Annotated in this window: 24 protein-coding genes and 1 tRNA gene; 11 read left to right on the top strand and 14 right to left on the bottom strand. The window is 63.9% G+C overall.

The features are described from left to right. Nucleotides 1-26: 26 nt before the first annotated feature. The 3 genes from E2N92_RS05900 (at nucleotide 27) to E2N92_RS05890 (ending at nucleotide 4,803) form a co-directional block, all read left to right on the top strand. Nucleotides 27-608, top strand: a complete 582-nt coding sequence (locus tag E2N92_RS05900) for a flavodoxin family protein (protein WP_220682758.1) — start codon at nucleotides 27-29, stop codon at nucleotides 606-608. Next, nucleotides 601-1,431 (top strand): NAD(+) diphosphatase, encoded by an 831-nt coding sequence (gene nudC, locus E2N92_RS05895; protein ID WP_246589333.1) that lies wholly within the window; start codon nucleotides 601-603, stop codon nucleotides 1,429-1,431. Before E2N92_RS05900 ends, nudC begins: the two co-directional genes overlap by 8 nt. Nucleotides 1,432-1,521: 90 nt before the next feature. Next, nucleotides 1,522-4,803, top strand: a complete 3,282-nt coding sequence (locus E2N92_RS05890; RefSeq protein ID WP_220682756.1) for an LAGLIDADG family homing endonuclease — start codon at nucleotides 1,522-1,524, stop codon at nucleotides 4,801-4,803. Between the two features lie 338 nt (nucleotides 4,804-5,141). On the opposite strand, the gene E2N92_RS05885 is transcribed toward E2N92_RS05890, so the two are convergent. The 8 genes from E2N92_RS05885 to E2N92_RS05850 form a co-directional block, all read right to left on the bottom strand. Continuing rightward, nucleotides 5,142-5,435, bottom strand: a complete 294-nt coding sequence (locus E2N92_RS05885) for a type II toxin-antitoxin system RelE family toxin (protein WP_220682755.1) — start codon at nucleotides 5,433-5,435, stop codon at nucleotides 5,142-5,144. Continuing rightward, the gene (locus tag E2N92_RS05880) at nucleotides 5,432-5,617 is read right to left on the bottom strand and encodes an antitoxin VapB family protein (RefSeq protein WP_220682754.1); all 186 of its coding nucleotides are present in this window, start codon (nucleotides 5,615-5,617) and stop codon (nucleotides 5,432-5,434) included. The genes E2N92_RS05885 and E2N92_RS05880 overlap by 4 nt, the downstream gene beginning before the upstream one ends. 447 nt (nucleotides 5,618-6,064) lie before the next feature. Beyond that, nucleotides 6,065-6,589 carry a LabA-like NYN domain-containing protein gene (locus E2N92_RS05875; protein ID WP_220682753.1) on the bottom strand — a complete coding sequence of 175 codons (525 nt, stop codon included), beginning with the start codon at nucleotides 6,587-6,589 and terminating at the stop codon, nucleotides 6,065-6,067. 90 nt (nucleotides 6,590-6,679) lie between these two features. Continuing rightward, nucleotides 6,680-7,213 (bottom strand): O-acetyl-ADP-ribose deacetylase, encoded by a 534-nt coding sequence (locus E2N92_RS05870; RefSeq protein WP_220682752.1) that lies wholly within the window; start codon nucleotides 7,211-7,213, stop codon nucleotides 6,680-6,682. Further along, entirely contained in the window at nucleotides 7,210-8,523 is a 1,314-nt protein-coding gene (locus E2N92_RS05865; RefSeq protein WP_220682751.1) for a methyl-coenzyme M reductase glutamine C-methyltransferase, read from the bottom strand. The genes E2N92_RS05870 and E2N92_RS05865 overlap by 4 nt, the downstream gene beginning before the upstream one ends. A 697-nt stretch (nucleotides 8,524-9,220) precedes the next feature. Then, nucleotides 9,221-10,534 carry a PEGA domain-containing protein gene (locus E2N92_RS05860; RefSeq protein ID WP_220682750.1) on the bottom strand — a complete coding sequence of 438 codons (1,314 nt, stop codon included), beginning with the start codon at nucleotides 10,532-10,534 and terminating at the stop codon, nucleotides 9,221-9,223. 132 nt (nucleotides 10,535-10,666) lie between these two features. Further along, nucleotides 10,667-11,740 (bottom strand): ABC transporter permease, encoded by a 1,074-nt coding sequence (locus E2N92_RS05855; RefSeq protein ID WP_220682749.1) that lies wholly within the window; start codon nucleotides 11,738-11,740, stop codon nucleotides 10,667-10,669. Further along, complete coding sequence (locus E2N92_RS05850) at nucleotides 11,740-13,488, bottom strand: ABC transporter permease (RefSeq protein ID WP_246589332.1); 1,749 nt, start codon at nucleotides 13,486-13,488, stop codon at nucleotides 11,740-11,742. Before E2N92_RS05850 ends, E2N92_RS05855 begins: the two co-directional genes overlap by 1 nt. A gap of 137 nt (nucleotides 13,489-13,625) precedes the next feature. Between E2N92_RS05850 and E2N92_RS05845 the strand changes: the two genes are divergently transcribed. Both E2N92_RS05845 and E2N92_RS13705 read left to right on the top strand, forming a co-directional pair. Continuing rightward, a complete protein-coding gene (locus E2N92_RS05845; RefSeq protein ID WP_220682748.1) occupies nucleotides 13,626-14,513 on the top strand; it encodes an ABC transporter ATP-binding protein in 888 nt (295 codons plus the stop codon). Nucleotides 14,514-14,596: 83 nt separating this feature from the next. Further along, nucleotides 14,597-14,719, top strand: coding sequence for a hypothetical protein (locus E2N92_RS13705; RefSeq protein WP_281425801.1), 123 nt, complete (start codon nucleotides 14,597-14,599; stop codon nucleotides 14,717-14,719). 522 nt (nucleotides 14,720-15,241) lie between these two features. Here E2N92_RS13705 and E2N92_RS05840 read toward each other — a convergent pair. Next, nucleotides 15,242-15,315: transfer RNA gene (locus E2N92_RS05840), tRNA-Lys, on the bottom strand. Between the two features lie 88 nt (nucleotides 15,316-15,403). Between E2N92_RS05840 and E2N92_RS05835 the strand changes: the two genes are divergently transcribed. The 4 genes from E2N92_RS05835 to E2N92_RS05820 all read left to right on the top strand — a co-directional run bounded on the left by E2N92_RS05835 (nucleotide 15,404) and on the right by E2N92_RS05820 (nucleotide 20,680). Beyond that, complete coding sequence (locus tag E2N92_RS05835) at nucleotides 15,404-16,870, top strand: DHH family phosphoesterase (protein ID WP_220682747.1); 1,467 nt, start codon at nucleotides 15,404-15,406, stop codon at nucleotides 16,868-16,870. Further along, a complete protein-coding gene (locus E2N92_RS05830) occupies nucleotides 16,860-17,480 on the top strand; it encodes a 6-hydroxymethylpterin diphosphokinase MptE-like protein (protein WP_220682746.1) in 621 nt (206 codons plus the stop codon). Before E2N92_RS05835 ends, E2N92_RS05830 begins: the two co-directional genes overlap by 11 nt. Continuing rightward, nucleotides 17,470-19,119: a radical SAM protein gene (locus tag E2N92_RS05825; RefSeq protein ID WP_220682745.1), complete on the top strand. Its 1,650-nt coding sequence runs from the start codon at nucleotides 17,470-17,472 to the stop codon at nucleotides 19,117-19,119. Before E2N92_RS05830 ends, E2N92_RS05825 begins: the two co-directional genes overlap by 11 nt. A gap of 985 nt (nucleotides 19,120-20,104) precedes the next feature. Beyond that, on the top strand, nucleotides 20,105-20,680 hold the full coding sequence (locus tag E2N92_RS05820; protein WP_220682744.1) for a YIP1 family protein: 576 nt from the start codon (nucleotides 20,105-20,107) through the stop codon (nucleotides 20,678-20,680). Nucleotides 20,681-20,842: 162 nt separating this feature from the next. Here the strand turns inward: E2N92_RS05820 and E2N92_RS05815 are convergent, their stop codons facing one another. After that, entirely contained in the window at nucleotides 20,843-21,346 is a 504-nt protein-coding gene (locus E2N92_RS05815; RefSeq protein ID WP_220682743.1) for a hypothetical protein, read from the bottom strand. A gap of 121 nt (nucleotides 21,347-21,467) precedes the next feature. On the opposite strand from E2N92_RS05815, the gene E2N92_RS05810 reads away from it, so the two are divergent. Then, complete coding sequence (locus tag E2N92_RS05810) at nucleotides 21,468-21,713, top strand: hypothetical protein (RefSeq protein ID WP_220682742.1); 246 nt, start codon at nucleotides 21,468-21,470, stop codon at nucleotides 21,711-21,713. 196 nt (nucleotides 21,714-21,909) lie between these two features. Here E2N92_RS05810 and E2N92_RS05805 read toward each other — a convergent pair whose 3' ends face one another. The 4 genes from E2N92_RS05805 to E2N92_RS05790 form a co-directional block, all read right to left on the bottom strand. After that, entirely contained in the window at nucleotides 21,910-22,089 is a 180-nt protein-coding gene (locus E2N92_RS05805) for a hypothetical protein (RefSeq protein ID WP_220682741.1), read from the bottom strand. After that, entirely contained in the window at nucleotides 22,089-23,117 is a 1,029-nt protein-coding gene (locus E2N92_RS05800) for an ATP-binding protein (RefSeq protein WP_220682740.1), read from the bottom strand. The genes E2N92_RS05805 and E2N92_RS05800 overlap by 1 nt, the downstream gene beginning before the upstream one ends. 192 nt (nucleotides 23,118-23,309) lie before the next feature. Then, on the bottom strand, nucleotides 23,310-23,537 hold the full coding sequence (locus E2N92_RS05795) for a hypothetical protein (protein ID WP_246589331.1): 228 nt from the start codon (nucleotides 23,535-23,537) through the stop codon (nucleotides 23,310-23,312). A gap of 522 nt (nucleotides 23,538-24,059) precedes the next feature. After that, the gene (locus E2N92_RS05790; protein WP_220682739.1) at nucleotides 24,060-25,205 is read right to left on the bottom strand and encodes a CBS domain-containing protein; all 1,146 of its coding nucleotides are present in this window, start codon (nucleotides 25,203-25,205) and stop codon (nucleotides 24,060-24,062) included. A gap of 52 nt (nucleotides 25,206-25,257) precedes the next feature. On the opposite strand from E2N92_RS05790, the gene E2N92_RS05785 reads away from it, so the two are divergent. Further along, entirely contained in the window at nucleotides 25,258-25,527 is a 270-nt protein-coding gene (locus E2N92_RS05785; RefSeq protein WP_220682738.1) for a PRC-barrel domain-containing protein, read from the top strand.

Raw genomic sequence — 25,527 nt, 5'->3', positions numbered from 1 at the left:
CCCGAATACACGAGAGGACGATCGTCATGAAAGTCGTTGCATTCAACGGAAGCCCGCGCAAAGACGGGAACACCGCCCGCCTCCTCAGGGAGGTGCTGCTGGAACTGGAGAAAGAAGGTATCGAGACTGAACTCGTGCATATCGGCGGCAAGCCCGTCCACGGCTGTACCGCATGCATGAAATGTTTCGAGAAGAAGGATGGGCGGTGCGTCATCGACAACGATGTCGTCAACGAGTGCATCGCGAAGATGGCCGCGGCCGACGGGATCATCATCGGCTCGCCCACCTTCTTCGCCGACGTCTCACCCGAGACCAAGGCCCTCATCGACCGTGCCGGTTTTGTCTCCATCGCGAACGGCGGGCTCTTCACCCGCAAGCCCGGGGCGGCGGTCGTCGCCGTCCGCCGCGCCGGTGGGATCCACGCCTTCGACACCATCAACCACCTCTTCGGGATCTCGAATATGATCACCGTCGGGTCCTCGTACTGGAACCTGGGCATCGGCCTCGGCCCCGGCGAGGTGGAGGAGGACGCGGAAGGGCTGGAGACGATGCAAAACCTGGGCCAGAACATGGCCTGGCTGTTGAAGAAGGTCCATGCCGGTGAATGAACGCATGCTCGTGCCGCACTTTGCCGTAGAGCGCCTCGCCTTCCATTCCGATCCGCCGGCCGCCGCGCCGTCCGGGTGGGTCCTCGTCCGCGGCGGCGAGGTCTTCTGCGACGGCGGAGGCTCGCCGCTTCTCCGGTCCCTCCCCGACGGCCTCGACCCCTCAAACGCCATCCCGCTTGGCGCCCTCGACGGCGCTCCCCTCTATGCCCTCCGGGCGGAGGTCGTCCCGCCCGGCCTCACCCCGCAGCGGTTGCGCGACCTCTTCGGGCGGGTGGACGAGGAGAGCCTCGCCGTCGCGGGCCGGGCCGTGCAACTGGTCCACTTCGACGGGACGACGCGCTTCTGCGGGAGGTGCGGCGAGCCCGCCGTCTGGAAAGAGGGCGAGGTGGCGAAGGTCTGCCCCCGGTGCGGCGGGGTGGTCTACCCCACGCTCACCCCGGCGGTGATCGTCCTGGTCAGGCGCGGGCGCGAGGTCCTCTTCGTGCGCTCGCCCCGCTTCCCGCCGGGGCGCTTCTCCCTCATCGCCGGTTTCGTCGAGCCCGGCGAGACCCTCGAACACGCCGCCGCCCGCGAGGTCGCCGAGGAGACCGGGGTCTCCATCACACATCTCCGGTACGCCGGGAGCCAGCCCTGGCCTTTCCCCCACTCCCTGATGGCCGGGTTCTTCGCCGAGTACGCCGGCGGCGAGGTGCGACCCGACGGCGTGGAGGTCGAGGAGGCGCGCTGGTGCTCGCCCGACGCCCTGCCCGACCTTCCCGGCAGGATGAGCATCGCGTGGGCACTTATCCAGCGTCATCTCAGGGAGGACGATCCTTCTGAGTAGGTGCCTGCCGATCTGCGGGTGAGAATAATTATCTCTCCCGCCGATCTGATTAGAGATCAGTTTCCGACTCGTATTTTATGGTGCACCACAATGACCGATTCAGTAGTTGACAGTATCCTTGCGGCCCGTTACCTCCGCAAGGGTGAAAAAACCTTTGAAGACATCTGCAGGAGAGTGGCCTCCGCCCTTGCCCGCGACGAGGCCGAACGCGAAGAATTTTTCGAGGCGATGCGCTCGCTCTCCTTTCTCCCCAACTCTCCCACCCTGATGAACGCCGGCACCGAGATCGGGCAGCTCTCGGCCTGTTTCACCCTCCCGGTCGGCGACTCCATCCCCGAGATTTTCCATGCTCTCGAATGGGGTGCGCTCATCCACAAGAGCGGTGGCGGCACCGGCTACAACTTCTCCAGGCTCCGTCCCGAAGGCGCCCCGGTCCAGTCCACCGACGGCGTGGCCTCGGGCCCCATCTCGTTCATGAAAGTCTTCAACGCCGCCACCGACGTCATCAAACAGGGCGGCCGGCGGCGGGGTGCGAACATGGGCATCCTCAATGTCTGGCACCCCGACATCATGCGGTTCATCCATGCGAAGAACGTCGAGGGCGAACTCTCGAACTTCAACATCTCGGTGATGGTCAACGACCGGTTCATGGAGTTCGTGGAGTCTGAGCAGTTCAAGAAGGTCTGGATCACCCATCCCTACTCTGGCGAGGAGATCACGGTCGGCGAGATCTGGAACGGGATCGTCGACGGCATCTGGAAGAACGGCGAGCCCGGCGTGCTCTTCTACGACGAGATCAACCGGACGAACCCGGCCCCGCACCTCGGTACCATCGAGACCACGAACCCGTGCGTCACCGCCGACACCTGGATCATGACCACCGAAGGCCCGCGGCAGGTCGCCGACCTCATCGGGCGCCGGTTCGACGCCGTGGTCTGCGGCACGCCCGCCTCCTCCGGGCCCGAAGGGTTCTTCCAGACCGGTGCAAAGGCGGTGCTCCGCCTCTGCACCGGCGAAGGGTATCAACTTGCCCTCACCGCCGACCACCCGGTCTGCCGGGTCGAGTCCATGACCCGCTCCCGGATGGAGACCGAATGGGTGCGGGCCGGCGACCTTTGCGCCGGCGACCGCGTCCTCCTCCACGACCACCGGGCATGTGCCGCGTGGGACGGCGCCCTCACCGAGGAGCAGGGTTACCTCCTCGGAATGCTCGTCGGCGACGGCACGCTCAAGAAAGACGCTGCCGTCCTCTCGGTCTGGTCGGCCGCCGGTGCTCCCACCCCGGTGATGGCCCATGCGGAAACCTGTGCCAGGACGCTGGACCACCGCGCCGACTTCTCCGGGTGGTTCCCGGTGGAAGGGCGCGACGAGTTCAGGCTCAAACTCTCGGCCGTCCGCGACCTCGCCACGGCGATGGGGATGGCGCCCGGCGCCAAGGGCATCACCCCGGCGATCGAGCAGGCTTCCTCGGCCGGGTACCGCGGCTTCCTTGCCGGCCTCTTCGACGCCGACGGCTCGGTGCAGGGCACGCCCGCGAAGGGCGTCACGGTCAGGCTCTCCCAGAGCAGCCGCCCGCTCCTTCTCGCCGCCCAGCGGATGCTTCTCCGTATGGGCATCAGGAGCACGATCTACCGCCGCCGTGCGGCGGGCCATCGCCCTCTCCCTGACGGCCGGGGCGGTCTGAAGTCGTACGCCGTCAGGAGCCAATACGACCTGGTCGTCAGCGGCGAGAACCTCCTCACCTTCCGGGAGCGTGTCGGGTTCAGGGACGAGACAAAGGCCGCAAGACTGAACGAACTCCTCGCGAAGTATGCCCGGAACCTGAAGAGGGAACGGTATGTTGCGACCGTCGCATCGGTCGCCGCCGCCGGTACCGAGGCGGTCTACGACGTGCAGGTGCCGGGCGTGAACGCCTTCGACGCCAACGGGTTTGTGGCCCACAACTGCGGCGAACAGCCGCTCCTCCCCTTCGAGTCCTGCGTCCTCGGCTCGATCAACCTGGCGAAATACGTGAAGGACGGAGCGATCGACGAGGCCGGGCTGAAAACGGTGACGAAGATGGCCGTGCGGTTCCTTGACGCCGTCATCGACGAGAACGTTTTCCCGATCCCGCAGATCGGCGAGGCGACCAGGAAGACGCGGAAGATCGGGCTCGGGCTGATGGGCGTCCACGACGCCCTCCTGATGCTCGGCATGCCCTACGACTCCGACGAGGGCCGGGCGGTCTGCGAGCAGGTGATGGCCCTGGTGACCGAGACGGCGATCGAGGAGTCGCACGTGCTTGCCGGCGAGAAGGGCACCTTCCCGGCGTTCGAAGGGAGCGTCTGGGGCGACTCGGAGATGCGCAACGCCGCGCTCACCACCATCGCCCCGACCGGCACCATCTCCCTCCTGGCCGGATGTTCGAGCGGGATCGAACCGGTCTTCTCCTACGCCTACACCCGCAAGAACACCGTCGGCAAGACGTTCATGATCCTCCACCCGATCTTCGAGGCCGAACTCCGCCGGGTCGTCGGCGGGATGGGCTTCTCGGCCGAGGAGGAGGAAGCACGGGTGAAAGAGGTGATCGAGCACGTCCACGAGACCGGCACCGTCCGCGACGTCGCCTGGCTCCCGGCATCGTTCAGGCACCTCTTCAGGACGGCGCTCGACATCGACTGGCGCGACCATGTGCGGATGCAGGCGGTCTTCCAGAAGCACGTCCATGCCTCCATCTCCAAGACGATCAATATGCCCAACGCCGCCACTCGCGAGGAGATCGCCGAGGCGGTCCTGATGGCATGGAAGAGCGGGCTCAAGGGGATGACCATCTACCGGACGGGCAGCCGCGAGGACGTGGTCCTTGCCCTCAAGGAGAAGAAACCGGCGCCTGCCGTCGAGGTGGAGGTGAAGGTGGCGGCCCCGCGGCCGAAAGAACTCGCGGGCAAGACCTATCTCTGCCAGTCCGGGTGCTGCCGGCTGTACATCACCGTCAACCTCCTGGACGGCAAACCCTGGGAGGTCTTCATCAGGACGGTCGGGAGCGGCGGGTGCGAGGCCAACTCCAACGCCCTCGGCCGGTCCATCTCCACCGGTCTCCAGAACGGGGTGCCGTACCAGAAGTTCGTCAAGCAGTTTGCGAAGGTCAACTGCATCGCCGCGCTCAAGAACCCGGAGGCCGAGGGGCTCTCGTGTGCCGACGTCGTCGGCAAGTGCATCGACCTCGCCGCCTCGAAGCAGACGATCGCCACCCTCGACAACTGGACGGTCACCGAGATCAGCGGGCCGGGCAAGACGAAGAACCTCTGTCCCGAGTGCGGGGCCGAACTCGATTTCGGCGAGGGGTGCAACCAGGGCATCTGCAAGAGTTGCGGATGGAGCGGTTGCAACTGATCTTTTTTTTTGGCTTTGTAAAATTGGGCATGAGGCGAGAGCACGCCTCAAGCATATGGGATGAACATTTCTCGTCGCTTGATCGCTCTTTTTCAAGACAGGAAAACTGGTGGAGACCTTAATCCATCGCCGCCCCCACCTCTCTTCGTTCCGTGGGGGTCCGGGGGGCAACGCCCCGGTGCGAGATGGCGGTGAAGAGTCGACAATTGAGGGGCGGCACGGCTGATCATCACACCTTCCCTCATCCTCCCGCCGGGGGAGGCCAGCCCCCCGCAGAGCCCGTCATCAAGAATATTTCACAAAGTCGTGGAACCGAATCCTCAGATCCCGAAACCTCTTTACAATCTCCCGTATCGTTTGTGCGCCTGTTCGATGGTCATCAGGTGGGTGATCTCGACGAAGGGTTCACCGGTATCGGTGTGGATGAGGTAGATGGCGGTAAACGATCTCCCGATGTGGAGGCGGTACACCTCCATCCCCTCGGTATTGAGCCGTTTTTTTCCGCCGGTCTTTCCGGGATAGGGGTCGGTCTTGAGAAGAGCGAGTTTCTCTTTTATGATCCGCTGCGATTTTTCGGGAAGCGAATTCAGGAAGTCTGCAGCCGACCGCCTGAAGAGCACGACAAACGTCACAACTCGATCTCCACCAGATCTTCCTGCTCCTGGATCTTTTGAATGTCCTCAACAAGGCGCCGCTTTTTTTCGTTCTCGATCATGCTCTCGATCAGTTCTGAGAACGTCATGCCAGGCTCTCGCATCTGGGAGAGGTCCGCCCATACGGTTTCCGTGACGACGATCCGTTTTGTGGCAGTCATGGCATTTCTGTCATTGATGGCATGCGTTGAAATATTTTTTGATGGGTTGTGTAAAATTCACCCTGAGGTTTGATCCACTTCAAGCAGAGGGGATGAACATGTTTCGTCGTGTGCTTGCTCTTTTCAAAACTGAAGGATCGATGGAGCGTGTGTTCCATCGCCGTCCCCCGTCCTATCCTCATCGTGGGGGTCCGGGGGGCAACGCCCCCCGATGTGCGATGGCAGGAAAATATTCGGCGATGAGGGGGTGGCCGATCCGATCGACGTGCCTCCCCTCACGCTCCCGCTGGGAGCGCCGCCCCCGGACCCCCGGGATGGCGATAGGGTCGGGAAGGCCTGGTCAATGACCCTGAAGAAGGAGGTGCCGTTCCCCGTCCTATCTTCGTCGTGGTTTTCCCCCGATGCGAAGAAAGTTTCTTCGAACAGGGGGCGCTCCGCCGTCCCCCCTCACCGATACTCCATAAAACACCCCTCAAGATACTCCTCGTCGAGGACGGTGCTGATGTCGCAGCACTCGCTCAGGTGCGCCGACCACCCGGACGGGAACTGCACGTTCTCGACGTGTTTCCCGAGGTCTTTGACGGCGTTCACCACCGATGCGAAGTCTCCGTCTCCGCTCACCAGGACGGCGGTGTCGTAGATGTCGGCGTAGGCGAACCGAAGCATGTCGACGGCGAGGTGGACGTCGACGCCTTTCTCGATCTTGAACCCGTTTCTCTGGACCATCCGGCCGAGTTTGATCTCGATGTAGGGCGTGGACTTGAGAAAGTCGAAGAAGCGTTGCTGGCCCCGGTAGGCCTCGTCGTTGTCCTCGCGGTCGAGGGGGACGTTGTAATAATAGGTCCGGATCAGTTTTCTGCCGTTGCACAACTTCTGCCCGAACTGATAGAAATTGATATCTGTCCTGCCCAGGTTATGGCGCAGGCCGTGATACAAATTGCTGCCGTCGATAAATATGCATATGCGATCCATAATCTCGGCGGCATTATTTGTATCATACAATAAAAATGTGCGCTCAGCCGACCGTCCACTCCCGGCCGGAAGACCGGGCGTTCCCAACACCTATTCCTTCTTTGCTTCTTCGACCGCCGCCCTGAGCACCTGCTCTGAGGCCGGCGAATATGCCACCAGCACGACCGCCGGCGCCCCGGCGTGCTCCTCCTGGTAGGCCCGGACCGTCCGCACCGCGATCTGTGCCGCCCGTTCCGCCGGGAACCCGTAGGCTCCGGTCGAGATCGCGGGGAAGGCGATCGTCCGTGCACCGAGGCGTTCGGCCTCCTCAAGGGACCGCCGATAACACGAGGCCAGGAGTTCGTCCTCGCCCTTCCCCCCGCCCCGCCAGATCGGGCCGCCGGTGTGGACCACCCATCGTGCCGGGAGACGGTGGCCGCCGGTCACCTTCGCCTCGCCGGTCGGGCACCCGCCCAGCGCCCGGCACTCCTCGGCGAGACCGGGCCCCGCGGCCCGGTGGATGGCGCCGTCCACCCCGCCGCCGCCGAGGAGCGAGGTGTTCGCGGCGTTCACGATCACGTCGACGTCAAGGGCGGTGATGTCGGTTCTGAGGACGGTGATCCGCTCACCGGTTATCGGTCTCACGCTCCGTCGTACTTCTCGATCAACCCAGTCACCCGTCGCACATCCTCGCCCTGCTTCCTCGCCTCGGTGAGATAGACATTGAAGACCTCGTCGGTGACCACATGCAGAAGAGGTTTGTACATATCGGCATGCATCGAGAGGTCGAACCACCGCGCCTCCGCCTCGGTGAGATGGAGCGAGTGATATTCACCGGCGTGCGGGACGTAGACGGGGTTCTCCTCGTGCGGCGTGCGCAGGACGAGGTCGGCGAGCGGCGTCTTCGGGATCGGTTCGGCCACCGATATGAAGACGTCATCGAGCATCTCCTCCTCGACGAACGCCTTCGTCGCCTCGTAGTCCTCCGGTGTCTCGGTCGGATACCCGACGATGAAGCACCCGGCGACCTTGAGCCCGTGCTGCCGCGACCACGCCACTGCCTCGTGCATCTGCTCGACCGTCACCCCCTTGCCCATCTGCCTGAGCACCGAATCGCTCCCCGACTCGAACCCGAAGAAGAGCCAGCCGATGGTGTACTTCTTGATCGCCTCCAGCACCTCGTCGGTGAGGGCGTCCACCCTGATGTCGGGTGCCGAGACGTTCTTCGGCCCGAACTCCTCGGCGAGCACCTCGAGGAGAGCGATGACGGCGTCGTTATTGATCGTCGTGCCGTCGTAGCCGTACAGCGACCCGGTTCCGCCTGAGACCGAGACCCGGCTGACGCCCATCTCTTTGAACGCCCGCGCCTCGGCCCGCACCTCATCGAGGTCGCGGCTCCTGATCTCGCGGCCGAAGAACCGCGGCACCTGGCAGAAGGTGCAGGCCCCGGTGCATCCGCGGTGCGTCTCGATATACACGTTCGCCCCCCGCACCGACTGCTGCCCGATGGTCGGCGGGATGAGGGGCATCGAACGGTGCCGCACCGGCGCCGGAGGTGCCGGCGGGGTCAGCACCGTCCGCCCGCCCGCGTCGAGGTAGGCGATCCCCGGCAGGTCGGGCGAGACCCCGTCCTCCAGGAGCCTCGTCACCGTCTCCTCCCCTTCGCCCACGACCACCGCATCGGGCGCGAGTTCGCCGAGCACGTACTCGGGGTACGCCGAGACCGGACCGCCGACATAGCAGCGTTTCCCTTCCTCTCGCACCGAGGCGACGAACGCCTTCACCGCCGGGTCCATCAGGTGCTGCGTCGAGTACAGACTGAGGAGCACCGCCCCGGCGTCGCCGGCGGCAAGAGCGGTCGAGAGCCGGACCTCGTGTCCCGCGTCCCGTACCACCCCGCCGATGAGCATGGCGCCATAGGTGGCGATCTCGGGGGAGATGACCACGGTTTTCATCGTGTAATCTATCGGTTGCAGGACTCTTGAAGGATGCGATCAGGGTGGCGGGGAATTTTCTGGGAGGTAGGCCCCCTGCCCCCCTCATCATGAAGATCGACGGGGGACGGCAGGGACCCGATCGAAAACGGGTGACTCTCATCGGATCCGCCGGACGCCGATCCCCCGCCCATCGCCATGGTGGAGGTCAGGGGACGGCACGTTCTGATCAGTACGCTTTCCTGTCAGCATGACCCCGAAGATAGAACCTGATCGGAGAGGGCTGATCATTTTTCGGGTGAATCAAGTGACGTGCCGTCCCCCGTCCTATCCTCTCGCGAGAAGGCGGAACAGATTCAGTGATGAGGGGACGGCATGGTTTGATCATGACGCCGCCCCGTTAACATGACCCCGAAGATAGGAGCGGACGGGAGACGGTCGATCTTTGTTGCCGTCCCCCGTCCTATCTTCTCGCGAGACGGCAGAACAGACCCGGTGATCGGGGACGGCACCCCGGATCGTCACGCCGTCCCGCTTTTGCGACCCCGAAGATGGAACCGGATCAGAGAGAGCCGATCATTCTTTCGAGGCGCACACCAACCCGTGCCGTCCCTCCGTCATGACCCCGAGAACCCAGAAATTGCGATAGGGGGGATGGCCGCGAGGAGGGGTTGTCAGGATATGATCTCGACAGAACTCAAAAAAAAGAAAAAAAATCTTAGTGCCGCATCCGGGCTGCGATGCACCCGAAGAGGGCAAGCGCACCGAGGACCGGGAGGAGCGGCGCCGGGGACTGCTGCGTCGGTGCGGGCTCGGCGAACTGTGCCGCGACCGGGGTCTTCGCACCCGCGTTCACCTGGGCGGTCGTCGACCAGTCCGGGTGGCCGGCGAGTTTGAGGGTGACGGTGTAACTGCCGGTCGTCAGGTCACGGAGCGTCACCGGGGTCACGCCCCAGTACTCGTTGTTCAGGTAGACCTCCGCCCCTGCCGGCGTGGAGGTGATCTCCATCGACCCGGTGTCGCCCGACGGGACCGCGGGTTCGAGGGTCATCCTCACCGACGAATCCTGTCCCGAGTTCACGTTCACCGACGAGGAGACGTCCTTGTACCCGGTGAGTTTGAGGGTGACGGTGTGGGTGCCCGGCGTGACGCCGATGATCACGTAGCCCTCCGGGTAGGTCTGGCCCTGATACTCGCCGTCAAGGTAGATGTAGGCCCCTACGGGATTGGAGAAGACGTCGATGGTCCCGGAGACCGGTTTCGGGTTCGAGTTGAGGGTGGCCGAGACATACGTCTGCTGCCCTGCGACGACCGTCACCGGCCCGGTCCACTCCTGGTACCCGGCCTCTTCGAGTTCGATATAGTGACGGCCCTCGCTGATCCCGGTGATGGTCCGCGGGGTCTTGCCCTCGTACGTCCCGTCCAGGTAGACCTTCGCACCCGACGGGCTGGAGGTGACGTAGATCGAGCCGTAGTTGACGTGCGGGTTCAGGTCGGCACGGACGCTGGTGGTCTCGCCGGCCTTCACGCGCTGGGAACTGCTCCAGGTGTCGTAGCCGTCGAGGCGCACCTCGAGGGTGTGGCTTTTGGCGGCAAGCCCGGTGACCTTCTGGGGCGTCCGGCCGTAATACGCGCCGTCCACATAGACCTTCGCACCGCTCGGCGAGGAACTCACCGAGAGGGTGCCGGTGGTCGGCGGGGCCGGGGTCGGGACCGGGTTGAGGGTGAGGTAGACGGTGCTGGTCTCACCGACCGCGGGGTACCCGCCGATGGGTGCCGACGCCGTGTAGTAGCCGTCCATCTGGGCCTTTACCGTGTGGTACGGGGCGGCCGTCGTGAGGACGGCTACGTTCAACTCGCCGCTCTCGATCGTGCCCTTGTAGTCGTTGTCGAAATATACCACTGCACCGTCGATGTTGCAGCGGACCTTGATCCACGCCTCGTCGCCGCCAACAGAGTTTGCGGCGACAGGTGCGGCAAGGATGAGGAGCATCAGGACTGCTCCGGTCAGAATCAGTCTACGTCTGTCCATAGTGGATCTACTTTCACTTCCAAGTTTTTCTATTTACTTTTTCCTCTTTTTTTCCGAACCTTAGCCGTATTTTTTGTATATCTCTGATTTTTTATGTATGAGATTGCAGGGATCTCAGGTGGTCGGCCCCTCTCACCCGCGGGCACGGACCCCGACCGCCCGGGCGTACCGCCCGGCAAGGAGGGCGAGGAGAACGGCCCCGAGGACCGAGGCCAGGACCATCGCGTGCTCCCACGCCCCGGCGGCGCCGGCCGAGAGGAGGACGAGGAGGTGGGCCGGGTTGCCGGGGACGGCGAGGACGGCGAGGATCGCCGCGACGAGGGCGGTCGAGTAGACGAACTGGGCCGCCGTCCGCTCGCGGTAGTGGAGGGCCGCCACCCCGCCGAGGAGGATGAGGGCCAGGGACGCCGCCGAGACCAGGAGGAGGACGGCGGGCATGTTCCGGATGTGGATCCCGTTCGCCGCCAGGAGAAGAAGCCACGCCCCGGCCTGCAGCGGGACCAGGAGCCATGCGGCGAGCACCTTGCCCCAGAAGATCTCGGTGAAGGTGACCGGGGTGGCGAGGAGCGTCTCGAGGGTCTGCGCCCCGTACTCCTCGGTGACGAAGTCGATGACCAGGCTTGCGGAGATGATCGCCGGCATGAAGAGAAGGAGCGGGACGAGGAGGCCGTAGACGAAGAGGAAGAAGGTCTGCCCGCCTGCCGTCTCGGGCGCGGCGAGGTCGACCGGGACGGTCGCGAGCCGACCGGCCCGCACGCTCCTGAGGTCTTCTTCGTAGGCCTCGAAGGCTTCTTTCAGACCGGCCGCCGCTGCGGCGCCCTGGATGTCGTTTTTGATCGTGTAGAGCGTGACCTTCACCGGTTCCTCGGCGTCGGGCCGGGTGTCGGGGACATAGACCACGGCCGAGATTTGCCGTTCCTTGAGGGCGGCGACCGCCTCGGAGAGGTCCATCGAATAGACCGTGAACCCTCCCGGTTCTTCGAGGAGGTCGGCGAGCGCCGAGTCGGCGCCGGCGTACCCCACCGCGAGTCCCCCGGCCTGTTCGCCGAGGGCCGCCGGGTCGTAGAGCGAGGTGAGGCCGACGACCAGGAAGGAGGAGAACATGGCGATGAAGACCTGGAGGAGGATCGCGAGCACGATCGTCCGCTCGCTCTTCACGCCGCGGAGATCTTTTTTTGCGACGGTCCAGATATGACGTGCGTTCATCATAGGGCACCTCCGATGAGCATGAAGTTATAGAGGGCGTGGACGCCGGCGGCGGTGAGCACCCCGAAGGGGTAGACCTTTGTCCCGCCGATCTTGAGGTAGGCGGCGACGATCGCGGCGCCCGCGGTGTGGAGGAGGAAGGGCATCCAGAGGAGGCCGACGCCGGAGAAGAGGACGTCGCCGAAGACCGAGCCGGTGACCTGGGAGAGCATCACGAAGAGGAGCAGTTTCTCGCCGAGGAGGAACCCCAGGCCGGTCGCCGCGGCGGCGAGGCCGAGCGTCTTCCATCCGGGCGCCCCTCCCTGCCGCCTGAAGAGGGCGGCGATCCCGACCGACTTGAAGACCTCCTCGGTGAGGGCGGCGAGGAGGATGAGGCAGACGAGCGAGAAGGGGATGGGGAGGTTGAAGAGGAGGACCAGGTACATCATCTGGACCATGAAGACGAGCGGGATGGAGAGGGCGTTGAGGGCGACGAGGGAGGCGAAGGGATGGTTTTTGTTCATCGCTCCTGCAACGAAGCCGACGATCTTGGCGGTGAGACGTTCCTGCGAGAAGAGTCGTTCTTCGTTGAAGTTTTTGACGCAGAGGAAGAGGACCGCGGCGGTCCCGAGGTAGAAGAGGGCGGTGGCGTAGACATAGTCGGCCGCGCCGAACCCGCTCCCCTGGAAGAGGAGGACGACGAGGGTGAGCGGGGAGACGAGGCTGACGGCGTGGACGTTGGCGAAGACCGTGGGAAAGAAGAGGTAGGCGGTCATCACGGTCGAGAAGAAGATGGAGAGGAAGGAGAGTTCCCTGAAACTCCGGGCGGTCATGCCGATGAGGAGGGCGGCGGCGAGGAAGAAGAGGATCACCGGGACGAGCGGGAGGAGGACGGTGAGCGGGCCGCCGGTGACGAGGAGGATCGCCGCCGAGACGGCGAGCATGAGCAGGAAGTACGGGAGGGCCTTGCCCGCGATGATCGTTCCCGGTCCGGCGGGCGTGGAGAGGAGCACCTCGCCCCGCCGCCCGCTCCGTTCGTTGGCGATGGCCATCATGAAGAACTGGGAGGTGAAGTAGAGCGGGAAGATGAAGACGAAGACGTAGACGAGCGAGTCGAAGGGGAGGGCCGGGGCGAGTTGAGCGGGGGTCTTGAACCGCCCGAGTTCGGGTTCGTCCTGCGACCCGGTGCCGAGGACGCGGTCCACCTGGTCGGTGCTCGCGGGGGCCCTGGCGGCCGTCTCCCTGAGGGCGTCCTCGTCGATGCCGGCAAGGCCGGCCGCCGGGGTCGGGACGGCCTCGACCGGACCCGAGGGCCTGGGAACGGTCCTGGGCGCCCGCTGCATCCCGGCGCTCTGTCCGGCCTCGGTGGCGGTGAAGTCGAGTTCGCTTCTCACCTCGACGGTGTCGATCCAGAGAGGGTAGGCGGCGAAGAGGTCGTCGGCGGTGCCGTATATGGTATTCTGGTAATGGCGGTAGGTGGTCTCGAAGGCGGCGAGCGCGGCCTCGCCTTTCGCGGTTCTCGCGACCCAGACCTGTCCGTCGGTGACGATCAGGTCGTAGCGGTCCGGGTCTATCAGGATGGCGGCGAGGTCGGTAGAGGTGGTCGAGAACCTGGGGTCGCCCGCGAGGATGGCGGCGGCTGCCTCGTCGTCGGTGGCGGCGGTGTAGATCCCGTCGTGGAGGTGGATCCCACCCTGGGCGGTGAGGCCGGTGGCCAGGAGGAGGGCGAGGAGGAGAACGGCGGTGACGGGGAGGACTTCTCTGCTCATCGAGGTGAGAGAGCGTTTCGTCTCCCACCGGGCGATGGTGAGGGCGGTGCGAATACTGATCTCGATCGACTCCTGCTCTTGGGGTTGGTCTGAATATGATATGATTTATCCGGTTTCCGGCCAGACTCTTCCCCGGAATGATCGCGGCACACGACCTGGCGAAGGAGTACGGGGCCTTCCGCGCCCTCGACGGCGTGAGTTTCGACCTGGAGGACGGGGAGGTGCTCGGGATCGTCGGGCACAACGGCGCCGGGAAGACGACGCTCCTCAAGATCCTCTCCGGGCTCTCGCTCCCGACGGCCGGGCGCCTCTCGGTGGGCGGGGCCGACGTCCTCGCCGACCCGTCGGCGCTCAAGCAGACCCTGGGCTATCTGCCCGAGGAGTCGCGGCTCTACGAGACGATGCGGGTCCACGACTATCTTCTCTTCTTCGGCGAGATCTACGGCCTGGACCGGGCGACGGTGCGGGTAAGGGCCGAGCGGCTCCTCGATTCGCTCTCCCTCGATCCCGGTGAAAAAAAGATCGGCGAACTCTCGAAGGGGATGCGCCGCAAGGTCGCGATCGCGCGCTCCCTCATCCACGATCCGTCCTTCCTGGTCTACGACGAACCGACCTCAGGTCTCGACCCGATGACCGGGCGGTTCATCGGCGAGTTCCTCAAAGGCCTCGGGGCGGAGGGCAAGACGATCGTCCTCTCGGCCCACAACCTCTTTCAGGTCGAGGCGATCTGCGACCGGGTGATGATCCTGCGCCGCGGCCGGATCGAGGCCTTCGGGACGATGGCCGAACTGCGGGAGCGTTTCGGGTCGCTCACCTATGCGATCTACTTCACGGTGCTGGATGCCGGTCTCCTCGATCCTGATCTCTCGTACTCACGGGCCGAGGGGGTGTACCTCGCGGAGGCCGGGGACGTCGAGGGGATGCACGCCGTCACCGCGATGGTCACCGCCGCGGGCGGACGGGTGGAGCGGGTGGAGTCGCGCTACCCGTCGCTTGAGGAGATGCTCGTGGCGGTGGGGCGGTGAGCCCTCTCAATATCTCTTCTTGAGAAAAATTTCGTATTCCGGTTCTGGAGAATTGACCATGATCGTGGGTCTCTGGAGCAGGCATGGGCCCCTGCTCCCTCTTCAGAGCAGGACACCGATGGGACCACCACTTCATTGCCGCCCGCGCCCTCTCTTCTCGCGAGACGGCGGGAACGATCGTGCGAGAGGGCGACGGCACGTTCTGATCGGCACGCCGTCCTGTCGGCATGGCCCCGAGGATAGAACCGGGACGGGGGAAGGGCACATCGCTCTTCGCCGTCCCTCGGCTATCTTCTCGCGAGACGGCGGGAACGATCGTGCGATAGGGGACGGCACGTTCTGATCGGCACGCTGCCCTGTCGGCATGGCCCCGAGGATAGAACCAGGACGGGAGAAGGGCACATCGCTCTTCGCCGTCCCTCGGCTATCTTCTCGCGAGACGGCAGAACAGACCCCGTGATAGGGGACGGCACGTTCTGATCAGTACGCTTTCCTGTCAGCATGACCCCGGAGATAGAACCGGATCGGAGAGGGCTGATCATTTTTCGGAGGAACACACCAAACTATACCTTCCCCGCCTGTCCTCCCGCGAGACGGCCGGAAAGGCCGAGAGATACCCCTCTTTATTATCGTGCGATGAAAATAGTTCTCCTGAGATATCGGCGTCCATTGGAGCGCCCGCACTTGTGGATGGTGAGAATGCAGAAAACCATCAGAGCAAAAAGGAACGGGCCTGAAGGGATTTGAACCCCTGGTCTACGGATTAAGAGTCCGTCGCTATGCCTGACTAAGCTACAGGCCCCTGTGCTTTGACTCTAATATGTTAGTCTAATTACCATATATAGATTGCGGCGATGGTTAATTATCCGGTCACGACCTACCTCTCTTGAATGGCCGATGCAGCTCAGCCCGGGTCGGCCGGGAAGATCAAATACCTCATCTGCGGCTGCGGAAGCATGGGATACAATATCATCGAGGAACTCCTCAAGGAGACCGATTCGATACTGATCCTCGACAAAGACGAGAAACGCGTCGAAGATCTCCGCGACCAGAAATACGAAGCAATTGTCCGCGACCTCACCGCTTCTGATGTCCTCGACGACCTCCCGGTTCCTGAAGTCGTTTTTGTGCTCACCAACGACAAAGATGCCAACCTTGCCGTAGTCAGGGCCGTCGAGGGCAAATATCCCGGTGCGCACCTCATCGCCCGCGCCACCGACCCGGTGAGCAAGGACATGCTCACCGCCTCCGGGGCCGACGTCGTCCTCTACCCGCAGGAGGTCGTCGCCAAGAGCGCCGTCCACCACATCAGGCGTCTCTCGGCATCCCGGATCGCCCGCAAACTCTACGACCTTCTCGGTTCGTGGGAGGGGACCCTCGGGGTCGTCGCCCACACCAACCCCGACCCGGACTCGGTCTCGAGCGCGATGGCGCTCGCGGCGATCGCGCACGACGCCACCGGCGGCGCGCTGGTGACCAGGATCCTGTACGACGGGAACATCGGCCACCAGGAGAACCGCGCCTTCGTCAACCTCCTGGACATCACGATGGAGAAGATCACTCCCGAGGTCCTGGCCGACTGCGACCACCTCGCGCTGGTCGACTCCTCGGCGCCTGGCGTGAACAACGCCCTCGAGAAAGAGGCGCGGGTCAACATCATCATCGACCACCACAAGAACGGGACCCACGACACCACGGCGGTCGACTTCGTCGATATCAGGCCCGGCATGGGCGCGACGGCGAGCATCATGACCCAGTACCTCCAGGAACTCGACATCCCGGTGGGCAAGAAGGTGGCGACCGCGCTCCTGTATGGGATCCGGGCCGACACCCGCGACTTCAGGCGCAACATCACGCCCCAGGACCTCAACTACGCGGCGTTCCTCCTCCCGCTCACCGACCGCGATATCCTGGACAAGATCATGTCCCCGGCGGTCTCGCAGGAGACCCTGGACGTGCTCGGGAACGCGATCAAGGGCCGGGAAGTCTTTTCCGGCTACCTCTTCACGAACGTGGGCTACCTGCGCAACCGCGACGCCGTCCCGCAGGCCGCCGACATCCTCATCAACCTCGAAGGCGTGAACACCGCCGTCGTCTACGGGATCACCGACGCAAACATCATCTTCTCGGCGCGGAACCGGGACATCAGAATCCATATCGGCAAGGTGCTCGAGGAGGCCTTCGCCGGGATGGGCGAGGCCGGCGGGCATGCCAACATGGCGGCGGCCGCGATCCCGCTCAACTATTTCTCGATGGTCAAGGAGAAGGAAGACCTCCTCGAACTGGTCATCGACCCCATTCTCACCAAGATCCGGCGGATCGTGGGGCTGGAAGACGAGGCGAAGCATGAAGTTTGAGGAGTGGGAGCCGCTCTACGAGGAAATTCTCGCGTACTTCGCCTTCGAACGCGAAGGCGACGAGGAGGCGGCGCGGGTGCTTGCCGGTCTGCTCTCCCGCGACGACCTCCCGGCGCTTCGCGCCCTCATCGAAGGAAAGACGGTCACGGTCTGCGGGAACGCCCCTTGTCTCCCGGACGAGATCGAGGAGATCGAGGGGACGGTGCTGGCCGCCGACGCCGCCGCCGAGGTGCTCGCCGCCCGCGGCGTCAGGCCCGACGCCGTCTTCACCGACCTGGACGGGGCGACCGACGTGCTCATCGAGATGAACCGGGCCGGGACGATCGTCGTGGTCCACGCCCACGGCGACAACATCCCGCTCGTCCGCAACTGGACGCCGCGGTTTGTCGGGCCGCTGGTCGGGACGACGCAGGCCGCACCTTTCGGACGGATCCACAACTTCGGCGGGTTCTCGGACGGCGACCGTGCGGCCTTCACGGCCCACGCCCTCGGGGCAACCGCCGTGCGTTTCGTCGGCTTCGACCTCGACGACACGGGCGTCGACCCGGTCAAGCGCGGCAAACTGGCCTGGGCGCGCCGTCTCCTCGCCCTCCTCGGTCATGACCTCTGAAGCGTTTATTCTGGACGGGTATGTGGACGAACCGGCCTGTCTCGGCGTCCCGCCCTATATTTCTCCGTATATCAGGTACTGCGCCGGCGTGCTCAGGGAGCACGGTTACGCCGTCCGCTACACCACCATCGACGCCGTCCGCGACGACCCGACGCTCCTCCGCACCGCTGCAAACGCCGCGCTGCTTCTCGTGATCGCCGGGATCACGGTGCCCGGCAAATATCTCGCCGGCACGCCCGCGACCCTCACCGAACTCTCGCAGATCGGCACCCTCCTGCGCGGGCCGACGACGGTGATCGGCGGGCCGATCGGGTTCGGGTACGCTCCGCAGGGCGGGGCGAAGGCGGTCGAGACGGCGGTCGCGGGGTTCGACCACCTGCTCAGGGGGTCGCCGTCGGCCGCCCTCGACGCTCTTCTCTCGGGCGGCGAGCCCGAGGGGACGGCGAGTTATGCCGATATCGACCGCTGGAGCGTCCTCGGCGCCGGCGTGGTGGCCGAGCACCCGATGTTCCCGCGGGTGATGGTCGAACTCGAGACGGCGCAGGGGTGTGCCCGTGCGGCGTGCGGCGGGTGTTCGTTCTGCACCGAACCCTTCTACGGCCTCCCGCGTTACCGCTCAATCTCCGGCCTCGCCGCCGAGGTGGCGGCCCTCCACGAGGCCGGCGCCCGCCACTTCAGGCTCGGCCGACAGCCCGACCTCCTCGCCTACGGGACCGGCGGCGATGCGGAGTTCCCGCGGCCGCGCCCCGACCTCATCGAAGATCTCTTCACCAGGGTCCGTGCGGCGGCGCCAGATCTCGAAACGCTCCACATCGACAACGTCAACCCCGGCACCATCGCCCGCCACGAGGAGGAGAGCCGCGCCGCCCTCCAGGCGATCGTCGCCGGCCACACGCCGGGCGACGTCGCCGCCTTCGGGATGGAGACCGCGGACCCGGCGGTGATCGCGGCAAACAACCTCAAGGCCCTGCCCGACGCCGTCCTGCGGGCCGTCGAGATCGTCAACGAGGTCGGCGGCGCACGCCGGAACGGGGTGCCCGACCTCCTGCCCGGGATCAACTTTGTCTGCGGTCTGGCCGGCGAGACGCCGGCGACCTACGAGCAGAACCGGGCCTTCCTGCAGCAGGTGCTCGACGCCGGGCTGATGGTCCGCCGGGTGAACATCAGGCAGTTGATGCCCTTTGCCGGGACCAGGGCCTACGAGGAGAACACCCTGGGCAAGCATGCCCGTGAGTTCCGGGCGTTCAAGGAGTGGGTGCACAAGCATTTCGACCTCCCGATGCTCCAGCGGGTCTTCCCGGCCGGGACGCTACTCAGGGACGTGGGGGTCGAGAAACCGGGGGCGACGAGTTTCGGGCGGCAGATGGGGTCGTACCCGATCCTCGTCGGCCTCCCGCTCCAGGTGCCCGCCGGCACCGCGCTCGACGCCGTCGTCGTCGGATGGGGCCACCGTTCCATCACCGCCCTCCCGGCACCGATCCCGGTGAACACCCTCCCGCACACCGCCCTCCGCTGGATCCCGGGTCTTGGGAAGAAGACGGTGCCGAAGGTGATCGTGAAGCGGCCGTTCAGGGACCTCGCGGGCTTCAGGAAGGTCGCGGGGAAGACCAGGGTGGAGGAGTATCTCTCGTTCGAGTGAGGCCCCCTCTGCGCCGCCGATCCCCGTCCTCACGCGAGACGGCGGGAACGATCGTGCGATAGAGGGCGGCATGGTTTGATCATCGCATCTTTCCTGGTGTCATGACCCCGAGGATAGAAGTGGGACGGGAGAGTGCTGATCCTTTTGCAACAGGAGCACACCACTCTTCGCCGTCCCCGCCCTATCTTCTCGCGAGATGGCAGGAACGATCGTCCGAGAGGGGCGGCGTGATCTGATCACCACGCCGTCCTGTCGTCCCGACCCTGAGGATAGAACCGGGACGTGAGAGTGCCGATCTTTTTTCAGCGGGATCACACTCCCTTGCCAGCCCCGGCCTATCTTCTCGCGAGACGGCGGAAAAATTCGGTGATGGGCGACGGCACGGTCTGATCATCACGCCGTCCTGTTGTCATGGCCCCGAAGATAGAACCGGACGGGAGAGAGCACACTACTTCATCGCCGTCCCCCGTCCTATCCTCTCGCGAAACGGCAGAACAGATCCGGTGAAGGTGGGACGGCATGGTTTGATCATGACGCCGTTTCGTTGTCATGACCCCGAAGATTGAACCGGACGGGAGAGAGCACACTACTTCATCGCCGTCCCCCGCTCTATCCTCGCGCGAAACGGCAGAAGAGATCGATGATGAGGGGACGGCGTGATCCGATCACGACACCTTCCCGTTAACATGACCCCGAAGATAGAACCGGGACGGGAGAGTGTCGATCTTTTTTCAGCAGGAATCCCACATCGTGCCGCCCCCGCCCTATCTTCTCGGGAGACGGCAGAACAGACGTCGTGACGGGGGGCGGCACGTTCGGATCATCACGCCTTCCCGTCGTCTTCGCGCCGCGGCGAGGGCGGGCGATCATGAAATCCGATCGGGTGCGTGACGGCTGAGGGGAAATTTTGCTCTGCTAATTTTATTCAGGAAAAGAAATGCAAAATGCCCGGAAAACATAAATCCAAACGCTTTGCATTTCTATCATGTCACCTGACATCGTCGAAAAAGCGAAAGGGTTCATCATGGACCCGGTAGAGACCTTCAGGAACACACGGGGTGACGACCTCGGCGAGGTGCTCACGTACTTCGTCGCCATCCTCGCGGTGAACGCCGTCCTCGTCGGGATCATGACGATGGCCGGGTTCGGTTCGTCGTACGCCGATATCCCCGGCATGGGGACCGTGACCGGCATCGGCGCCGGTATCGGTGCGATCGTCGGGACGTTCATCGGCGAGATCATCGGCCTCTTTGTCATCGGCCTCATCGTCCACGTCCTCGTCGCCCTCCTCGTCGGCGGGAACGGTCTCGAAGCGACCATCAAGGCTCTGGCGTACGCCTCCACCCCCGGCCTGCTCTTCGGGTGGATCCCGGTTCTCGGTTTCCTTGCCACGATCTGGACGCTGGTCCTCGCGGTCATCGGGATCAGGGAGTTCCACGACACCACGACCGGGAAGGCGGCGGTCGCTGTTGTCCTGCCGATGGTCGTCCTCTTCGGGCTCTTCATCGTTCTCATCGTGATGGTCGCCGCGGTGGCGGTCGCTGGCGGTGCGATGGCCTGAGGGGAAAGATGGAAGAGATGGGGGAGAGGATCCCCCTGTTTTTTTTTGTCCGGGTCGGTGAGTGGTTCTTTGACTGTTCTTCAAAATCAAAAGTGGGACGGCTCACGGCGGCCCGTCGACGACGAGGGATGAACAGAAAAAATGAAGCGGTCGAGGGACCGTTCACGCGAGGGCGGCGACCCCGTCGGCCCAGGTCTCGATCGCATCGCGGATCGCATCGTTCTCGTAACTTGAGATCCGCACCGAGGTGCGGGTGAAGGCGACGAAGTAGACCTCGCCGCCGGCGTCGTGGCAGCGGAGGCGGCAGGCGTACGACTCGCTGCCCGAGTCGGCGACGGCCGTCCCCCCGACCGCGGTCTCGAGCGCTTCGTTGCCGAGGAGTTCGGTCTTCGCCGCGTTGAACCCGGCAAGGTCCGGCGCACGGGCCGAGGCGTTGCCGAGCACGTCGCCGAACTCGTCCTCGTAGACGATGCGGGCCGTGTAGTTCTCGGCGGCCTTCTCGACGCCGTCGTGGGAGACGCCGGCGCCCTCCCAGGGCGTGCATCCCCAGGGGTTGTTCGTCAGGATGTTCTCGATGATGCCGTTGAAGGTGGCGGCATCGACGATCGGTGCGGTGAGTTTGCGCACCGACGTCTTGTTCGTGGTGGACAGGACAAAGTCTGCCATTGCTCTTCTCTCTCCTGCCTGGAAAGTCCCGGGATGTTCGCAGGCTAAGAGATACTATTACTATAAGTAATATTAATCTGTCTTTATCGCAATAGTCATATAAAACGTTTGGGTGATGCACATGGCCGCCGAACGGGACCTGCGGGAGATGATCGTCGAGACGAACCGGGATGTGAAGTGGATCTGCCGGACGCTGGAGCGGATGGAAGAACGCGACGCCGAGATGGAGGGGCGGCTCCGCGTGCTTGAGAACTGGCAGAGCGAGCGGGCCGGTGAGGAGGGCAGGGAACGAAGGGCCGCCGTCGGCGCCGGCGGGATCGTGGGCGGGATCGTCGCCGTGGTGGTAAAGGTGATGGGGTGGGGGTGAAGCGTCGTCCCTGCTGGCGATAGGTTTCTTGCGATCAGGTCTGTGGCATCATCACGCGTTCATCACGCATCATCACGCATCATCACGCATCATCACGCATCATCACGCATCATCACGCATCATCACGCGTTCATCACGCGTTCATCACGCATCATCACGCGTTCATCACGCATCATCACGCATCATCACGCGTTCATCACGCGTTCATCACGCGTTCATCACGCATCATCACGCGTTCATCACGCATCATCACGCGTTCATCACGCATCATCACGCGTTCATCACGCATCATCACGCGTTCATCACGCATCATCACGCGTTCATCACGCATCATCACGCGTTCATCACGCATCATCACGCGTTCATCACGCATCATCACGGTGACCCCTCGCCTCCCCGAACGAGGACATAGTGCATGTCCCGCCGCGACGTGCCCCGTCGTTCAAGGACATGCTTTGTGACCATGTCGTTCAGGTCTTTCAGTGCGGTGCTGGCGACGACGGAGTTGAGTTTCTGATACTGGCCGTTGGTGATGGCGCCATGCTCCTTGAGGAAGGAAAAGGCCGCGATCTGCCGATCGTTCAGACCGAGTTCCTGCAGAAATCCATCGGTGAAGGGACTCGTGCGCATGGTGATCGTGAAGCCGAGGGGCGTGCTGACGATCTCGGGTGCGGGCAGTTTTTCCTCCTTCAGTGCCCGGATGATCCGTTCGATCCCCGACCCGTAACGCTCCACGAGTCCGGCACGATAAAAGACATCTGCAACCTTCGGGTTGCGCAGATAGGAAGAGTGTTCCCTGAGGATCATCTCGATGGTGACGCCCTCGGGGAGGCGGCCCGGGTTGTGAAAGCGGATGGCATCGTCGAAGATCCTGACCTGCGTCTGGACGGTGTTGTTGAAGTAGTCCCGATGGATGAGCGCGTTGAGCAGGGCCTCACGGATCGCCGGGAGAGGGTATTCCCAGACCTCCTTCCTCTGGAAGGACTCCTGCATCGCCTCCTCTGAGATGTCGTAGCGGACGCCGATATAGTTCTTGATGATCCTCTCTGCTTCCTCGAACTGAGAGAAGAGATTACCCCTGATCTCGTGGTCGCCGATGATGATGTCGGCCCGCCTGAACCTGCCGATCCTGAGGACGGTGTTCGGGAAATATTTCTGCGGATCCTTGCCGAAGAGGACGACGGCGCCGTTGGTGATGCAGCCGTCCCTGATGAGGCCGAGGCGGCGAAGGACGGCGTCGACCGATTCGTCGGGGTCGACGGCCGTGATCCGGCCGGCCGTGCGGGCGAGGGCGAGAAACCGCCCGACGCTCTCCCCGTCGATCTCATCGGGGTCGAACGTCCCGACGACGCTGTCCCATTCGATGCTCTGCTGGAAAAAGCCTCGTAGTTCGTCGGGGAGCATCTCGCGGGTGGTGTCGCCGACGCGGGTGTAATACCGACCGTCACAGGCGACGGGGGTGCGGCTCTGTTCGACGGTGACGATGACGACATGTTTGCCGTCGATCTCGTGGGGTTCGATGACCGGATGGATGCCGAGTCTGCTGCTGATACTGATCCCCGCACTTCAATTGCGACGGGCATTCACCACCCAGGATCACCCGCTCACTCCCTTCCCCCGGTTCCACGCCCGCACCAGCCGGGCATAACACCCCTCACACAGCACCACCCGCCCGTCACCAGACCGGTGCACCGCCCGTCCCCCGTCGCACACGTCGCAGCGGCCGAGATCGCTCTTCACCCGCGTGAACTCCCGGTGGTCCAGGACGCCGGGGAGCGGCAGTACCTTGTTTGCACATGTGCACTGGATTGCACCGGGTTGCACTCTGAAAGTGCCACCGAACGGGGGCACCTTATAGCCCTGTTTCTTGATCAGGGCGATATCGTTAGGATAATGATCGTCATGTGCACCCGAACGCCGTTCGCACCCACCCTCACCCGGAGACCCCGACCGATCAGGGGTGGTGGGTGCATCCTCATTCTGGTGCAATAGAGTACTATAGGAGAGAGAGATCTCTCTCCTCTCTTTAGAATAGGTACTCCGGGGCCGTTCCTTCGTCCCCTTGCTTTGCACATCCTCAGTGCAAATACGGTGCAAACCAGGTGCAAACGTGCCATCATCGTCGGGGGGAGACCCCCCGGAACCCCCACGGCGAAGATAGCCGAGGGGCGGCGAGGTGCCTGGTTCCATCACCCTCCCTGTCATGAGGAGAGGAATCGTGGATTCCAACAGAGCCGAATGCATAGCTTTCGCCGAGGGGTGGCCGCCCCCGTGCCGCTGCAACGACGATTTTCGGGGGCCGGATGAAGGATGGATCGGATGAGCGCCATCTTTTTTGATCGGCCCTCACGCCTCCTTGATCTCCAGCGTCGTGAGCACATCGGTCCTGGTCACGATCCCGACCAACTCCCCCTCCTCCATCACCGGGATGCGCCCGATCCCCGACCTGGACATGATCCGCATCGCATCGGTCAGCGGCGCCGACGGCTTGAGCATCACCACCTCGCGCGACATCAGGTCGCGCACCTGCATCGCCTCTCGGTCGAGCGGCGGCGCCGCATGCACGTCGCCGAGCGTCACCATCCCGACCACCGCCCCGCGCTCCATCACCGGGAACCCCAGATGCTTCGTCTCGTACATCATCTGCACCACCTCCATCACCGGCTGGTCAGGGCGCACCGTCGTCACCGGAGCGCTCATCACGTCCTTGACCACCACGTCCTTGAGCAGGAAGTTGTAGCGGACCATCGTCGCCTCCTGGTTCGCCCCGATATAGATGAAAAAGGCGATGATGACCAGGATCGGGCTGAGCACCAGGAACCCGAAGATCCCGAAGAAGACCGCGAACCCCCTGCCCACGTCGGCGGCGATCTTCGTCGCCTGGTGCAGCGGCATCTTCTTCGCCAGCCACGCCCGCAGCACCCGGCCCCCGTCCATCGGGAAGGCCGGGAGCAGGTTGAAGAGGAAGAGGATGATGTTGAGGAGCGCGAGGTAGCCGAAGAAGAAGATGAACACCCCGGCCGTCGCGGCGTCCACCGCCCCGGCCCCCGCCGCCGCCGCGATCCCGTAGGTGATCGCCAGAAAGATCCCGCCGATCGCCCCGCTCGTCAAGGGCCCGACCAGGGCCATCGGGAGTTCGACCTTCGGGTCGGGCATCTCCTCCTCCATCGACGCCACGCCGCCGAAGATGAGCAGGGTGATCGAATGGATCGTGATCCCCTTCGACTTCGCCACCAGCGAATGCGCCAGTTCGTGGACCAGCACCCCGGCGAAAAGTCCCAGCACCACCAGCGTCCCGAGGATGTAGGGCATCCACCCCTGGAGATAGTAGGTCATCGTGATCTCGAGCCCGAAGAGGTCGGCCAGCAACTCGGTCGTGAGCACGATCTGGCTGCCGATGATCCAGGCGAAGAGGGGGATGACCAGCAGGAACGTCCAGTGAAGATAGATGGGAATCCCGAATAGGTGCCCGATCTTGAGGGATCCGTTCATGGCGAATGATAGTCTTTTTAACGTTTATAGTCTATACCTTGAACCGATAGCGATGAAGACACAGGTCACAGATCTCTTTGGGATGAACGTCTATACCGAGAAAGCGGTCTATGTGGGAGACGTCGACGATGTCCTCCTCGACATCGACGGCAAGAAGATCGAGTCGATCGCCGTCGGCAACCTCAACCCCGAGATCGCCGATCCCAAGGGCCACCGCGGCTACCTTATCCCGTACCGGATCATCAAGGTCATCGGCGACATCATCATCATCCGCCACATCTCCAGCACCTTCAGGAAGACCGGCACCGAACCGAGGAAATAA

The sequence above is a fragment of the Methanofollis formosanus genome (assembly GCF_019633745.1).
Classification (GTDB): Archaea; Halobacteriota; Methanomicrobia; order Methanomicrobiales; family Methanofollaceae; genus Methanofollis; species Methanofollis formosanus.
Note: the sequence above shows the minus strand (reverse complement) of the source record. Positions and strands in the feature narration are given on the sequence as shown.

What these genes read in the sequence shown, in the direction of transcription:
- E2N92_RS05900 (WP_220682758.1), top strand. Translation starts at nt 27, where the DNA reads ATGAAAGTCGTTGCATTCAACGGAAGCCCGCGCAAAGACGGGAACACC.
- E2N92_RS05890 (WP_220682756.1), top strand. Translation starts at nt 1,522, where the DNA reads ATGACCGATTCAGTAGTTGACAGTATCCTTGCGGCCCGTTACCTCCGC.
- E2N92_RS05880 (WP_220682754.1), bottom strand. Translation starts at nt 5,617, where the DNA reads ATGACTGCCACAAAACGGATCGTCGTCACGGAAACCGTATGGGCGGAC.
- E2N92_RS05875 (WP_220682753.1), bottom strand. Translation starts at nt 6,589, where the DNA reads ATGGATCGCATATGCATATTTATCGACGGCAGCAATTTGTATCACGGC.
- E2N92_RS05865 (WP_220682751.1), bottom strand. Translation starts at nt 8,523, where the DNA reads ATGAAAACCGTGGTCATCTCCCCCGAGATCGCCACCTATGGCGCCATG.
- E2N92_RS05860 (WP_220682750.1), bottom strand. Translation starts at nt 10,534, where the DNA reads ATGGACAGACGTAGACTGATTCTGACCGGAGCAGTCCTGATGCTCCTC.
- E2N92_RS05855 (WP_220682749.1), bottom strand. Translation starts at nt 11,740, where the DNA reads ATGAACGCACGTCATATCTGGACCGTCGCAAAAAAAGATCTCCGCGGC.
- E2N92_RS05850 (WP_246589332.1), bottom strand. Translation starts at nt 13,488, where the DNA reads ATGAGCAGAGAAGTCCTCCCCGTCACCGCCGTTCTCCTCCTCGCCCTC.
- E2N92_RS05845 (WP_220682748.1), top strand. Translation starts at nt 13,626, where the DNA reads ATGATCGCGGCACACGACCTGGCGAAGGAGTACGGGGCCTTCCGCGCC.
- E2N92_RS13705 (WP_281425801.1), top strand. Translation starts at nt 14,597, where the DNA reads ATGGGCCCCTGCTCCCTCTTCAGAGCAGGACACCGATGGGACCACCAC.
- E2N92_RS05835 (WP_220682747.1), top strand. Translation starts at nt 15,404, where the DNA reads ATGGCCGATGCAGCTCAGCCCGGGTCGGCCGGGAAGATCAAATACCTC.
- E2N92_RS05830 (WP_220682746.1), top strand. Translation starts at nt 16,860, where the DNA reads ATGAAGTTTGAGGAGTGGGAGCCGCTCTACGAGGAAATTCTCGCGTAC.
- E2N92_RS05825 (WP_220682745.1), top strand. Translation starts at nt 17,470, where the DNA reads ATGACCTCTGAAGCGTTTATTCTGGACGGGTATGTGGACGAACCGGCC.
- E2N92_RS05820 (WP_220682744.1), top strand. Translation starts at nt 20,105, where the DNA reads ATGTCACCTGACATCGTCGAAAAAGCGAAAGGGTTCATCATGGACCCG.
- E2N92_RS05815 (WP_220682743.1), bottom strand. Translation starts at nt 21,346, where the DNA reads ATGGCAGACTTTGTCCTGTCCACCACGAACAAGACGTCGGTGCGCAAA.
- E2N92_RS05810 (WP_220682742.1), top strand. Translation starts at nt 21,468, where the DNA reads ATGGCCGCCGAACGGGACCTGCGGGAGATGATCGTCGAGACGAACCGG.
- E2N92_RS05805 (WP_220682741.1), bottom strand. Translation starts at nt 22,089, where the DNA reads ATGATGCGTGATGAACGCGTGATGATGCGTGATGAACGCGTGATGATG.
- E2N92_RS05800 (WP_220682740.1), bottom strand. Translation starts at nt 23,117, where the DNA reads ATGCTCCCCGACGAACTACGAGGCTTTTTCCAGCAGAGCATCGAATGG.
- E2N92_RS05790 (WP_220682739.1), bottom strand. Translation starts at nt 25,205, where the DNA reads ATGAACGGATCCCTCAAGATCGGGCACCTATTCGGGATTCCCATCTAT.
- E2N92_RS05785 (WP_220682738.1), top strand. Translation starts at nt 25,258, where the DNA reads ATGAAGACACAGGTCACAGATCTCTTTGGGATGAACGTCTATACCGAG.